At 62.2% G+C, this 13,420-nt stretch carries 14 protein-coding genes; 3 read left to right on the top strand and 11 right to left on the bottom strand.

Annotated features, from left to right (window positions below; genetic code table 11):
* Positions 1–56: 56 nt before the first annotated feature.
* Positions 57–596, top strand: a complete 540-nt coding sequence (locus AB1E34_RS05395; protein WP_372571311.1) for an adenine phosphoribosyltransferase — start codon at positions 57–59, stop codon at positions 594–596.
* A gap of 62 nt (positions 597–658) precedes the next feature.
* Here AB1E34_RS05395 and AB1E34_RS05390 read toward each other — a convergent pair whose 3' ends face one another.
* From AB1E34_RS05390 to coxB, 11 genes are all read right to left on the bottom strand, one after another.
* Positions 659–2,080, bottom strand: coding sequence for an FAD-binding oxidoreductase (locus AB1E34_RS05390; protein ID WP_372571310.1), 1,422 nt, complete (start codon positions 2,078–2,080; stop codon positions 659–661).
* A gap of 38 nt (positions 2,081–2,118) precedes the next feature.
* Positions 2,119–2,937 carry an MBL fold metallo-hydrolase gene (locus AB1E34_RS05385; RefSeq protein ID WP_372571309.1) on the bottom strand — a complete coding sequence of 273 codons (819 nt, stop codon included), beginning with the start codon at positions 2,935–2,937 and terminating at the stop codon, positions 2,119–2,121.
* A 38-nt stretch (positions 2,938–2,975) separates the two neighbouring features.
* Positions 2,976–3,560 (bottom strand): GNAT family N-acetyltransferase, encoded by a 585-nt coding sequence (locus AB1E34_RS05380; RefSeq protein WP_372571308.1) that lies wholly within the window; start codon positions 3,558–3,560, stop codon positions 2,976–2,978.
* Entirely contained in the window at positions 3,560–4,822 is a 1,263-nt protein-coding gene (locus AB1E34_RS05375; RefSeq protein WP_372571307.1) for a M16 family metallopeptidase, read from the bottom strand. Before AB1E34_RS05375 ends, AB1E34_RS05380 begins: the two co-directional genes overlap by 1 nt.
* Positions 4,819–6,207: a threonine synthase gene (gene thrC, locus AB1E34_RS05370; protein WP_372571306.1), complete on the bottom strand. Its 1,389-nt coding sequence runs from the start codon at positions 6,205–6,207 to the stop codon at positions 4,819–4,821. Before thrC ends, AB1E34_RS05375 begins: the two co-directional genes overlap by 4 nt.
* The gene (locus AB1E34_RS05365; RefSeq protein WP_372571305.1) at positions 6,204–6,881 is read right to left on the bottom strand and encodes an SURF1 family protein; all 678 of its coding nucleotides are present in this window, start codon (positions 6,879–6,881) and stop codon (positions 6,204–6,206) included. Before AB1E34_RS05365 ends, thrC begins: the two co-directional genes overlap by 4 nt.
* A gap of 208 nt (positions 6,882–7,089) precedes the next feature.
* Positions 7,090–7,905: a cytochrome c oxidase subunit 3 gene (locus tag AB1E34_RS05360; protein WP_372571304.1), complete on the bottom strand. Its 816-nt coding sequence runs from the start codon at positions 7,903–7,905 to the stop codon at positions 7,090–7,092.
* Positions 7,906–7,926: 21 nt separating this feature from the next.
* Positions 7,927–8,502 carry a cytochrome c oxidase assembly protein gene (locus AB1E34_RS05355; protein WP_372571303.1) on the bottom strand — a complete coding sequence of 192 codons (576 nt, stop codon included), beginning with the start codon at positions 8,500–8,502 and terminating at the stop codon, positions 7,927–7,929.
* Complete coding sequence (locus tag AB1E34_RS05350; RefSeq protein ID WP_372571302.1) at positions 8,502–8,663, bottom strand: cytochrome c oxidase system small membrane protein; 162 nt, start codon at positions 8,661–8,663, stop codon at positions 8,502–8,504. Before AB1E34_RS05350 ends, AB1E34_RS05355 begins: the two co-directional genes overlap by 1 nt.
* Positions 8,660–9,616, bottom strand: a complete 957-nt coding sequence (gene cyoE / locus AB1E34_RS05345) for a heme o synthase (protein WP_372571301.1) — start codon at positions 9,614–9,616, stop codon at positions 8,660–8,662. Before cyoE ends, AB1E34_RS05350 begins: the two co-directional genes overlap by 4 nt.
* 69 nt (positions 9,617–9,685) lie before the next feature.
* Complete coding sequence (gene coxB, locus AB1E34_RS05340) at positions 9,686–10,522, bottom strand: cytochrome c oxidase subunit II (RefSeq protein ID WP_372571300.1); 837 nt, start codon at positions 10,520–10,522, stop codon at positions 9,686–9,688.
* A 176-nt stretch (positions 10,523–10,698) separates the two neighbouring features.
* Between coxB and tldD the strand changes: the two genes are divergently transcribed.
* Both tldD and dprA read left to right on the top strand, forming a co-directional pair.
* Positions 10,699–12,120, top strand: coding sequence for a metalloprotease TldD (gene tldD / locus AB1E34_RS05335; RefSeq protein ID WP_372571299.1), 1,422 nt, complete (start codon positions 10,699–10,701; stop codon positions 12,118–12,120).
* A 96-nt stretch (positions 12,121–12,216) separates the two neighbouring features.
* Positions 12,217–13,368 carry a DNA-processing protein DprA gene (dprA, locus tag AB1E34_RS05330; RefSeq protein WP_372571298.1) on the top strand — a complete coding sequence of 384 codons (1,152 nt, stop codon included), beginning with the start codon at positions 12,217–12,219 and terminating at the stop codon, positions 13,366–13,368.
* Positions 13,369–13,420: the final 52 nt, after the last annotated feature.

Below are 13,420 nucleotides of genomic sequence, written 5' to 3'. Positions count from 1 at the left end.
CACGAAGAAACCTGTTGGGCCAAACCGCCAGACGTCGCAACAGAACCGAGCACGCCATGCCCAAACACGCCACCGTCAAGGATTACATCCGCACCATCGTCGACTTCCCGCACGAAGGGATCATGTTCCGCGACGTGACCACGCTTTTTGCCGATCCGCGCGGCTTCCGCATGGCGATCGACCAGATGCTGCACCCTTACGCGGGTGAGCGGATCGACAAAGTGGTGGGGCTTGAGGCGCGTGGCTTCATCCTGGGCGGCGCCATTGCGCACCAGCTCAGCGTCGGCTTTGTGCCGATCCGCAAAAAGGGCAAGCTGCCCGGCACCACGATCAGTCAGGACTACAAGCTGGAATACGGCGAGGCCATCGTCGAAATCCACGATGACGCGATCCAGCCGGGCGAGAAGATTCTGGTGGTCGATGACCTGCTGGCCACAGGTGGCACAACGGCCGCTGGCATCAAACTGATCGAACGCCTGGGCGGCGAGATCATCTCTTGCGCCTTCATCATCGATCTTCCCGATCTGGGCGGCCGCAAGGTGCTGGAAAACATGGGCATGGATGTCCACGCGCTCTGCGCCTTTGACGGCGAATAGTACACAAGTTCTGCCCTGCAACTGGCTGAAAACATCCCAACGGGAGGCGAGGACTGCGCCCCCTACCCGCTTTCGGCCAGCACCGCGCCCGGGTTCATGATCCCCAACGGGTCCAGAGCAGCCTTGATCGCCCGCATCGCACTCAGCTTGGCGGGGTCGCCATAGCGTACAAGGTCATCCGCCTTCAACCGCCCGATCCCATGTTCGGCGCTGATCGAGCCGTCCATCTCGTTCACCAGATCATGCACCGCACGTTTCACCACCGGGGCCATGTTGGCGAAATCAGCGCGCGTCCGACCTTTTGGAGGAAAGACGTTATAGTGCAGGTTGCCATCGCCCAGATGCCCAAACGCGTTGATCCGGAACGGTCCGAGACCAGCAACAGCATCGCGCCCGCGGGCGATAAAATCCGGGATCGACGAGATCGGGATCGAGATATCATGGCTCGACACAGCCCCGATCAGCCGGTTCGCCTCGGGTATCTGTTCGCGCAGCATCCACAGCTCATGGCGCTGTGCCTCGGATTGCGCGATCAGCCCATCGCTGACATCGCCGCGTTCCAAAGCGCGGGCAAAAAGCAGTTCCAGTTGCTCCTGCGGGTTCAGGCCCGAGGACAAGCCGAACTCGATCAGCACCGACCATTCGGGCGGGTCCTCAAATGGCTGGCGCACATCCGGCAGAACCTCGATCAGAAAGCGCAGCCCCTCGCCATGGATCAACTCAAAGGCGCTGATACCTTCAGCCACCTGCTCGCGCGCCAGCGACAGCAGTTCCAGCGCTGCTGCCGGAGACGGCACGACCATGAGCGCGGTTCCCACAGCCGCCGGGATCGGCGCCAGTTTCAGCGAGGCCGCCGTGATGATCCCCAGGGTTCCCTCGGCACCAATCAGCAGATCGCGCAGGTCATAGCCGGTGTTGTCCTTGCGCAACCGGCTGAGCCCGTTCCAGATCTCGCCATTGGGCAGCACTGCCTCAAGCCCCAGGCACAGATCGCGCGCATTGCCATAGCGTAACACGTTCAGCCCGCCCGCATTGGTCGACAGGTTACCCCCGATCCGGGCCGAGCCCTCTGCCGCAAGCGACAGGGGAAACAGCCGCCCCGCCTCCTGCGCCGCAGCCTGCACATCGGCCAGAATCGCGCCCGCCTCGGCCACCATGACGTTTTCCTGCGGATAAACCGCCCGTACCCGGTTCATCCGTTCCAGTGAAATCAAGAGCGGCGCGGGACCGTCGGTCTTGACTTGCCCGCCGACCAGCCCGGTGCCGCCGCCATAAGGCAGGATGCCAACCCGCGCCTCGCCAGCAGCCCGCACCAGTCGCGCAACCTGCGCCGCATCATGCGGTAGGGCCAGCAAACCGGCCTGCCCCTGCCAGCGCCCGCGTGGCTCCTCCAGATAACGAGGTGCAACCGGGCGCAGCACATCTTCGGGAAGAAGCTCGGCAAGCCGTGCGGCAAAGCGCGCATCTGCAGGGTTCAGATCCATGCGCCACCCTCACCCAAACCGCGCCGCAGCCGCAACCGCTATTCCTGTTCGATCAGGTATTCGGGCTCCAGCACGATCACCGTCGGCCGGTCCGGCAGGGTGGCCAGTGAGACCTCGATCGAACTTTCGCCCGGCTGCTGCACCGCGAACACATCCGAGATACCGGTCAGAAAGGCACCCAGTGAATAGCGCGAGAACCAGTGCATCGGAATGATCACCGAGCTTTTGAGCCGCCGCAGCGTCTGGATCATCTCGGGCAGCGGCATGGTGGTGCCGCCATCCACCGCCGCCATCACCACATCCAGCCGCCCCAACGCGGCAAATTGTTCATCCGTTGGCACGTGATGCAGGTGGCCCAAATGGCCAATGCACAGCCCCTCGACCTCGAACACGAATATCGAGTTGCCCTTGTCCTCGCGCCCACCAAATTGCGAGCGGATATCGGTCGAGACGTTGCGGATCAGGATTTCGCCCAGATCGAGATAGTGATCGATCCCCCGCCCGAATTCACCCCAGCCCTGCAGCACATGCGGGATCGCCGGGTCGGGAAAAGCGGTCCAATGGGTGTCATGGGCGTGGTTCATGGTGACGATATCGGGGATCAGCGGGGCAGAGCCGACAAAACCGGTGAAATCGGTCACCGCGTTCAGCCCGCCACGGGTCTGGATCAGAAAGCTGGCATGCGCGATATAGCTGATCCGAACCGAGTATTCAGGCACCGGCTCCTGCCAATTCGCCTTGTGCAGATAGGTGATCCCCGGCGCGGCATCGGCAATGGCGATGCAATGGCTTGGCCGCCGCTCCTGCGCCGCCGCCCCGCTCGTCATCAGCATCAATGCCAGAATGATCCACCGCATGAGGGGATTTTAGCGCAACCATCCAACAAGTCACGTCCCTATCCGGTCAGCGTCTTACCACGCCGGTCCGAACGCAAACAGGCGTAGAGCACATGGGTCCGCCAACGCCCGTTGATCTGCAGATAGGACTGCGCGACGCCCTCATATTTGAAGCCTGAGCGTTCCAGCAACCCACGGGAGGCCTCGTTTCCCGGCAGGCAGGCGGCTTCGATCCGGCTCAGGTCGAGCCGGGCAAAGGTGTAATGCACAACGGCACCGATGGCCTCGCGCATGTAGCCCTGCCGCGCGTGAGCTTCGCCGGTCCAGTATCCCAGCGTGCCCGCCTGTGCCGGGCCGCGCCGGATATTGTCCAGCGTGATCGCCCCGATCAGGCAATCATCCGAGCGCCGGAACAGAAAGAGCGGCACCGCCGTGCCGCCCGCGACCGAGCGCTGCGCCCAGTAGACACGGTTGGTGAACGCCTTGCGGCTCAGGTGGTCGGGGGCCCAGCTGGGTTCCCACGGGACAAGGAAGTCTCGGCTGGCCTGACGCAGCGCCGCCCATTCCCGAAAATCGGAATGCACTGGAGGGCGCAAGCTCAGCCGCTCGGTCTCAAGCTTCAGTCTGCGTTTGCCCAGCAGCATCACGCTGCCCGCCGCTCCTGCAAGTCGGCAAGGCTTGGCGCACCGGCAACCGGGCCGTAAAGAGCCAAGGCGGCGGGTGCATCCACCGCCATCCGTGCGGCAAACGCCTTCACATCCGCCGTGGTCACCGCGTCGATCTTGGCGATGGCCTCATCCAGCGAGGGCACCTCATCCCAGATCTGTACCAGCCGTGCCAGACGCTCGGCCCGGTTCGAGGGGCTTTCCAGCCCCATCAGCATCCCGGCCTTCATCTGCGCCCGCGCCCGCGCGACCTCTTCCGGCGTCATGTCGTCGGCGGCGCGCTTCATCTCGTCGATGGTGATCGCGGCCAGCTCGCCCACCTGCTCGGCCGAGGTGCCAGCATAGATGGTCGTGGTGCCGGTATCGGCATAGGCACCGGTCTGGGCAAAGATCGTGTAACACAGGCCGCGTACCTCGCGGACCTCCTGGAACAGGCGCGAGGACATGCCCCCGCCAAGCGCGCTGGAATAGATCTGTGCGGTGTAAATCTCGTCGTCGCGATAGCCGGGACCTTCGAGGGCCAGCGCAAAATGGGCCTGCTCCAGTTCCTTGTCGCGCCGCGCCTCGCCGCCGATGAAACGGGCGGGTTCGGCAATCAGTCCCTTGCGCGGCTTGAGGTGACCGAACATCTCTTGCGCGGCTTTCACCAGCGCATCGTGATCGACCGCACCGGCTGCCGACAGGATCATCTCTTCCGGTCCGTAATGCTCTGCCACAAAGGCCGACAAGTCCTCGCGAGAAAAAGAACTCACCCGTTCGGTCGGCCCCAGAATCGTGCGGCCCAGAGGCTGGTCGCGATAGCTTTCTTCCTGCAGCCAGTCAAAGATCACGTCATCGGGCGTGTCATGCGCCTGGCCGATCTCTTGCAGGATCACGCCCCGCTCGACCTCGATCTCGCGGGGGTCGAAAACCGGGTTCATCACGATGTCGCCGATTACATCCATCGCCAGCGCCACATCCTCTTTCAGGACGCGGGCGTAATAGGCGGTCACCTCGCGCGAGGTATAGGCGTTGATATAGCCGCCCACATCCTCGATCGCCTCGGCGATCTGCAGGGCGCTGCGACGCGCGGTGCCCTTGAACGCCATATGTTCAAGGAAATGCGCGATGCCGTTCTGTTCGATCCGCTCATGCCGCCCACCGGCGGTCACCCAGATGCCGATCGCCGCCGATTGCAGCCCCGGCATATGCTCACTGACAATGCGAAATCCGTTGGCCAGTTGATCCTGTTGTACCGTCACGCAGGTATATGCCCTTTGATATGTTCTTCGATGGTGCCCAGATCATTGGCGATGCGGGTCACCCGTTCCGACCTCTCATACAGGTCCGACATGCGCGGGGGAAGAGGGGGAAACACGCCGCTCGCCTTCTCGACCGCTGCCGGGAATTTCGCCGGGTGCGCGGTGGCCAGCGTAATCATCGGGACATCGCTTTTGCGTTGTTCTTCCGCGACTTTCACCCCAATAGCCGAATGCGGGCAGAGCAGCTCACCGCTTGACGCCAATGTCGATTTTATCGCCGACATCGTCTCGTCTTCCGAAACCCGGCCCGAATCAAAGCTCTCATGCAGCGCTTGCAACGCGCCTTGGCTGACGTCGAAGCCACCAGACTTAAGCTCCTCCATCAGCGCGGCGATGGCACGGCTGTCCTGATCGTAGGCGTAATAGAGTGCGCGTTCGAAGTTCGAACTGACCTGAATGTCCATCGACGGGCTGATCGAGGGGATGGTGTCGCCCTTGTGATAGCCCTGCCCCGACAGGCAGCGGTGCAGGATGTCGTTCTGGTTGGTCGCCACTACCAGCCGGTCGATGGGCAGGCCCATGCGCTTGGCCAGATAGCCCGCGAAGATGTCTCCGAAATTGCCGGTGGGCACGGTGAAGCTGACCTTGCGATGCGGCGCGCCGAGGCTGACGGCGGAGGAGAAGTAATAGACAATCTGCGCCAGCACGCGGGCGAAGTTGATCGAGTTCACCCCGGCCAGTTTGACCCCATCACGGAAGTCAAAATCGTTGAACATATCCTTGAGCGCGGCCTGACAATCGTCGAAATCGCCATCCACGGCCAGCGCGTGCACATTGCTATCGGCTGGCGTTGTCATCTGGCGGCGCTGCACCTCGCTGACGCGGCCATGCGGGTAGAGGATGAACACATCCACCGCATCCAGCCCCCGGAACGCCTCGATCGCCGCCGAGCCGGTATCTCCGCTGGTCGCCCCTACGATCGTCACCCGCTCGCCGCGCTTTTTCAACGCCACTTGGAACAGCTGCCCGATCAGCTGCATGGCAAAGTCCTTGAAGGCCAGAGTCGCCCCGTGGAACAGCTCCAGCAGGAAGTGGTTTTCGTTGAGTTGTTTCAGTGGCGCACGGGCGTCATGACCAAAGCCCGCATAAGCGCGGGTGATGATGTCGCGGAACTCCTGCTCGTCAAAAGAGCCGCTGACATAAAGCCACATCACGCGAAAGGCGATCTCTTCATAAGGCTGCCCCGCCATCGCGGCGATCTCGTCATGGCTCATCTGCGGGATCTCTGCGGGCAGGTAGAGGCCGCCATCGCGCGCGAGGCCGGTCAGCATCGCCTCTTCAAAACTCAGTTCGGGCGCCTGCCCGCGGGTCGAGATGTATTTCATGCGGTCTCGCTTTCAGGTCGGGCGCGGGTGCGCCACAGGAAGAACCCCGTCATGCCGGCCCAGACGGCGGCAAGGCCAAACCAGGTGACGGCGTATTGCAGATGGTCGTTGGGGATACCGGCGCTGTCCACCGGCAAGGGTGTGATATTCGGGTCGGTAGCTGAGCGCGCGATCAGCAGGATCGGCTCGGTGCCGAGCTCATCTGCCAGGGTGGGCACGTCGCGGGCAAACCAGATGTTTTCCTTGGTGTCCGGCTCGGGCGTGTAATTGTCGATTTCCTGCGGCCAATGCAGATTGCCGGTAACCTCCATGACGCCCAGCGCGCGGGGCGTATCGCGATCCTCCAGCCGGATAAAGCCGCGATCCACAAGAATCCTGCGCCCATCGGTGACAAACGGCGCTATGATGCGATAGCCGGGTCCGACCCGCTTGACCGAGACCAGCACATGCACCTCGCCGGGCAGGACCTCGCCCGAGAGCGCCACGGGGCGATAGCGGTCCTCTACAGGATCAGGGTGTGCCGGCAGCGCCGAGGGCGCGCCGCTGATACGGGCGTCGATATCGGCCAGCACGCCCTCTTTCCAGGCCAGCCGCTGCACCTGCCAGCTGCCCAGCGCGACAAGCACACCGAACCCGGCCAGTCCAAATATCAGCAAGAACAGAACGCGGCGCATCTGGAGTTCCGATAATTATCATCCACGCGGCAGCACCGCGCGCTGCCTTGTTTCCTTTGCCCGGGTCGAATTTGCAACCATGCAATTGCACCAGCAGCCTCATCACGGCCCCCGGAAACGAAAAAAGCCGCTTGGGAGCGGCTTGAAAGCGATTTGCAAACCGCTTGGACAAGGCGTTGTGAAACGCCTTGCCTGTGAGATCGCCCGCTTAGTAGAGCGGTGCTTGCCCCCAGATATAGACGGCGACGAACAGGAACAGCCAGACCACGTCAACGAAGTGCCAGTACCAGGCTGCCGCTTCAAAGCCCACATGCTTCTCGGGAGTGAAATCACCCCGCATGGCGCGGATCAGGCAGACGGTCAGGAAGATGGTACCGATGACCACGTGGAAGCCATGGAAGCCGGTTGCCATGAAGAAGTTCGAATAGAACTGATCGCCACCAAAGGTCCAGTCTTCGTGCAGCAGCAGCTCGGCATATTCATAGGCCTGCAGGAAGGTAAAGAAGATGCCCAGCACGATGCCGATGGCCAGGCCCTGAACCAGCGCCTTGCGGTCGCCCTCATGCACCAGCGCGTGGTGCGCCCAGGTCACTGCACAGCCCGACAGCAGCAGCACCAGCGTGTTGATCAGCGGCAGGTGGAACGGGTCGACCGCGTGGATCGCGGGGGCAACGTACTCGGACCCCACATAGTCCTGCATCGGGTAGATGCGGTGTTTGAAGAAGGACCAGAACCAGGCGAAGAAGAACATCACTTCGGACATGATGAAAAGGATGAAGCCATAGCGCAGGCCGATCCGCACCACTGGCGTGTGATCGCCGACCCGGCTTTCCACCACCACTTCGGACCACCATGCGAACATGGTGTAAAGCACGCCCACAAAGCCCATCCAGAACATCCAGGCAGTGACCCCGTGCATCCACAGCACCGCGCCAAACAGCATGACAAAGCCGCTGATCGCACCGATGAACGGCCAGATAGAGGGGTTCAGAATGTGATAGTCGTGGTTCTTAGCATGTGCCATGAGTGTCCCTCACCTTGCGGCTTAATTCGTAGTGGTTTGCGCCTGCGTATCGAGGGCGGCATATCCCTCGGGCAGATCTATTTCGTAGAAGGTATACGACAGCGTGATCGTATGTACATATTTGCCGTCCCGGTCATCGACGATTTCAGGATCAACAAAGAAGGTCACCGGCATCTGCACCCGTTCGCCGGGCTGCAGGACCTGCTCCTCAAAGCAGAAACAGGCGATCTTTTCAAAGAAACCGCCCGCCGTATAAGGCGTCACATTATAAGAGGCCTGCCCTGCGATGGGGCGGTCGGTCGGGTTGTAGGCTTCATAAAAGGCCAGCCCGGTTTCACCGATGCGCAGTTCCATCTCGCGCTCCATGGGGGTGAATTCCCACGGCATGTCGCGTTCCTTGGAGGCATCGAAGCGCACCTTGATGGTCTTGTCGAGGATCGTATCAGAGCTTTCGGTCGCAACGCCCGTCACGCCGCCAAACCCCGTGACCCGGCAGAACCAGTCGTAAAACGGCACCGAGGCCCAGGCGAGCCCCCCCATCAGCACCACAACGCCCACGGTCTGCAGCACGGTTTTTTGAGGTCCGCTGATCGCCATCAGTTTTGCACCTCGCCGCGCGGTGGTTCGAAATCGCCACGGGTCACCTTGACCACGGTCAGACCGAAGATAATCACGATGAAGGCGGCCAGGGTCAGGGCGACGCCCAGGTTGCGGCCATAGCGGCGCTTGTGCAGCTCATGGGTCTGGCGCAGGCTCATGACCAGCCTCCCAGCCCGTAGGGTTTCAGCAGCGCCTCAACCAGGATCGCGCCGAAATGCAGGAAGAGGTAGAGCAGCGACAGTTTGAAGAACCCGCGCTCGACCTTGAAATTGTCGGCCTCGGACATGTCTTCGTCGCGGCGCCAGATGCGCCACGCACCGCGCAGGAACAAGGCGTTCAGCACCAGCGCAACCGCCAGATAGATCGGCCCGCCAATGCCTGAGAAGGCGGTGCCGACGGCCAGCAATGCCAGCAGGATCGTGTAAACAAGGATATGCACCCGCGTGGCGCGGCGACCATGGGTTACGGTCAGCATGGGCACGCCTGCATCGTCATAATCGGTGCGCATGAACAGGGCCAGAGCCCAGAAATGCGGTGGTGTCCACATGAAGGTCAGGGCAAACATCAACCACGGCTCGACCGACATGGTACCGGTCGCGGCGATCCAGCCGATCACCGGCGGGAAGGCGCCCGCCGCGCCGCCGATCACGATGTTCTGCGGCGTCGAGCGCTTGAGCCACATCGTATAGACAACGGCATAGAAAAAGATGGTGAAGGCCAGAAACGCGCCAGCGAAAACGTTCGTCGCCAGACCCAGCATGATCACGCTGAGCCCCGACAGCGCCAGACCTAGCGCCAGCGCCTCGCCCGCCTCGACCTTGCCCGCCGGGATGGGACGACCCTTGGTGCGCTTCATCACCCTGTCGATATCAGCGTCCCACCACATGTTGAGCGCGCCGGACGCGCCGCCACCAATGGCAATAAAAAGGATTGCGCAGAACCCGATCACCGGATGCACCGGCATCGGCGCGGCCAGCAGACCAACCAGCGCCGTGAACACCACAAGCGACATCACGCGGGGTTTCAGCAGGGCGAAATAGTCGCCGAAGCTGGCCTCGTCCTGGCGGCCCGCGCTCTGGGCTGTGCTGGCATTGATGCTCGCGTCGCTCATCTTGGTCCTTTTGGGTCGAAAGGTGCGTGAAATCACGCACCCTGCATCACATCGTTCTCAGGTGCGCCGTTAATTGGACGCCACGTTATAGCTTTGGGGTAGACCGGCATATTCGTCGATCGCGCCCTTGAGCCATTCATCATAGGCCTCCTGGCTGACGACCTTGACGGTGATCGGCATATAGGCGTGGTCCTTGCCGCAAAGCTCGGAACACTGGCCGAAATAGATGCCTTCTTTCTCGGCCTTGAACCACAGCTCTGCCAGACGTCCCGGCACCGCATCCTGCTTCACGCCAAAGGCGGGAATGGTCCAGGAATGGATTACGTCCGCCCCGGTCACCTGCATCACGATGATCTTGTTGACCGGAACAACCACGGCCGTGTCGGTGGCCAGCAGATATTCATCCTGGCTGTAACCGGCTTCTTCCAGCCCGTCGCGGTCCAGCATGAAGCTTTCGAACTCGAACTCGTGATCGACATATTCATAGCCCCAGTACCACTGGTAGCCGGTGACCTTGATGGTGATATCCGCCTCGGGGATTTCCTGCTGCTTGAACAGGACCGGCAGCGAATAGGCCCCGATCAGCACAAGGATCAGGATCGGCCCGATGGTCCAGGCAATCTCGACCGGGGTGTAATGCGAGAAACTCGCGGGCTTCGGATTCACCCGGCTGTTGAACCGGAAAATCGCATAAAGCAGCAGGCCGGCGACAAAGACGCAGATGATCGTGATGATCACCAGAATCAAGTTGTCTAGCGATTGCAGGTCACGGGCCAGTTCGGTTGCTGCGGGCTGGAACCCCATGCCGCGATCGACGGGTTTGCCGATGACTTCAAGTTCCTGCGCCATGGCCGGTAGGCTCGTAAGGGTGGCGAGAAGCCCCGAAAGCGTCAAAACGTTCTTCATTTTCTGTCCTGATCGGTTGATCTTTGCGTCCCTGTCCGGCCGATATGAATCAATTCAGATTCCGACCGTTGTCATTGGCTGCGGTAAAAACCATATTCCGGGAGGCAGATAAAGCAAAATGCTTGCGTCAAACAGACGCTATTTTTGATCTGGATCAAATAAAGAGACCAATACCAATGTCAGAGACCCCGTTTCGTCCTTTCGACACCGCCCTTCCGCAGGATGAAGCGCTGGATGTGCTGCGTCACGCCACCAGCGGCGCGGATGATGGGGAACTCTTTGTCGAACGCCGCCGGTCCGAGTCGCTGACCTTTGACGACGGGCGGCTGCGCAGCGCCTCTTATGACGCAGCCGAGGGATTCGGATTGCGCGCGGTCCGGGGCGAGGTGGCGGGGTATGCCCATTCCACCGATGTCTCGATCCCGGCACTGCGGCGCGCGGCAGAAACCGCGCGGCTGGCCGTGGGTGATGGTGGCGGGACGCTGGCTGAGGGCCCTGCCCCAACCAACACAAAGCTCTACACCGATGACGACCCGATCGCCTCGGCCGAGTTTCCGGTCAAGATCGAAACCCTGCGCGAGATTGATGCCTTTACCCGCGATCTTGATGCGCGCGTGGTGCAGGTGACAGCCTCGATCGCCGCCTCGCTGCAAGAGGTCGCGATTCTGCGCCCCGACGGCGCTGTGGTGCGTGACACGCGCCCGATGACCCGGCTGAACATCTCGGTCATCGTTGAACAGGACGGGCGCCGCGAAAGCGGGTCGGCCGGCGGCGGTGGCCGAGTCGGGCTTGATGGGTTGATCGACCCGGCGGACTGGCAGGCAAAGGCGCGCGAAGCTTTGAGAATCGCTAAGGTGAACCTCGACGCGGTGCCTGCACCTGCCGGTGTGATGGAGGTGGCGCTTGGACCGGGATGGCCCGGCATCCTGCTGCACGAGGCCATCGGCCACGGGCTGGAGGGCGACTTCAACCGCAAGGGCAGTTCCGCCTTTGCCGGACTGATGGGTCAGCAAGTGGCCGCCAAGGGCGTAACCGTGCTGGATGATGGTACCATCCGGGATCGGCGCGGCTCGATCTCGGTCGATGATGAGGGCACGCCCTCGGGGCGGACCACGCTGATTGAGGATGGGATTCTGGTGGGTTACATGCAGGACCGGCAGAATGCGCGGCTGATGGGCGTGGAACCGACCGGCAACGGGCGGCGGCAGAGCTATGCCCATAAGCCGATGCCACGCATGACCAACACCGTGATGCTGGGCGGCGATGCGAAGCCCGAAGACCTGGTGGCCGAGATCAAGGACGGCATCTGGGCGGTGGGCTTTGGCGGCGGACAGGTGGATATCACCAATGGCAAGTTCGTGTTTTCCTGCACCGAGGCCTACCGGGTCGAGAACGGCAAGATCGGCGCACCGGTCAAGGGCGCGACGCTGATCGGGGATGGCCCGTCGGCGCTGCGGCAGGTGCGCGGGCTGGGCAACGATATGGCGCTTGATCCGGGCATGGGCACCTGCGGCAAGGATGGGCAGTGGGTGCCTGTGGGCGTGGGTCAGCCGACCGTGCTGATGGACGGGCTGACCGTGGGCGGATCTGCGACCTGAACAGGAAATTCGGCAAACTTCGATAAATTTGCGCCGATTCATAGGATGTTAACCTCGTGAGTCGTAAACCGGTTCTGCACAGAAGCGGAGCCACGGATGACCGAAGATCAGATTTCTTCCTATCACCCCCCACTCCCACCCACCACGGAAGACGATCAGATTGCGTGGCTCCGTCTTCTGCGCTCGAGACGGGTTGGTCCGGCGACATTTCGTCGGCTCATGTCGGAACATGGCACGGCGCAGAACGCGCTGGTGGCGTTGCCCGAAGTGGCGCGCAAGGCCGGGGTCGAGGATTATGAAACATGTCCTCCCGGTGTGATCGAGGCAGAGTTCAAGGCCGCAAAAGCCGCCCGCGCGCGGCTTTTGTGCCTGGGCGATCCGGATTATCCGCGCCAGTTGATCGACCTGAACGACGCACCGCCGATTCTCTGGGCGATGGGGGATGTGTCGCTGCTGCAACGTCCGATCATTGCCATGGTCGGCGCCCGCAACAGCTCATCGCTTGGCACCCGCATGGCGCGGGCGCTGGCCCATGATCTGGGCGCGCAGGGTTTCGTGGTCGTGTCTGGACTGGCACGTGGCATTGATGCCGCTGCGCATCTGGCCGCGCTCAAGACCGGAACCATTGCTGTCATGGCGGGCGGCGTCGACGTGATCTACCCGGCCGAGAACACACATCTGGCGGGGGATATCGCAATGCAGGGGCTGCGACTCTCCGAACAACCTGCCCGCCTGTCACCACAGGCGCGGCATTTCCCGCGGCGCAATCGAATCATCTCGGGCCTGGCACGGGCCGTTGTCGTGGTCGAGGCCGCCGCCAAATCCGGCAGCCTCATCACCGCGCGCGATGCGCTGGATCAGGGGCGCGAGGTGCTGGCAGTGCCCGGCCATCCCTTTGATGCGCGCGCGGCAGGCTGCAATCATCTGATCCGGGACGGTGCCCAACTGGTGCGCAATGCCGAGGATGTGATCGCCGCCTTGCCCGCCCAAGAGCCTGCCCCGTCGCAACCCGACCTGAACGACCTGATGCAGGATCTGCCTGAGGCCTCTCAAACGCGGAGCCTGCGTGAAACCGCTCAGTTGCATGGCCAGATTCTGAACCGGCTTGGCCCCTCGCCTATCGCCGAGGACCAATTGATTCGCGACCTTGGCGCGGCACCCGGTGACGTTGGACCTGCCATCGTCGATCTGGAGCTGGACGGCAAAATCCAGCGTCAGGCCGGTGGTCTGCTTTCACTAGCACATTGAGCTTGCGTCACGTCGCGCACGCCCGTTTTTTGCTGATCTCTGAGATGGATAG

Origin of the sequence: Ruegeria jejuensis (assembly GCF_041537905.1) — a bacterium.
Lineage (GTDB): Bacteria > Pseudomonadota > Alphaproteobacteria > Rhodobacterales > Rhodobacteraceae > Ruegeria_C.
This window is presented reverse-complemented; position numbering and strand designations above follow the sequence as displayed.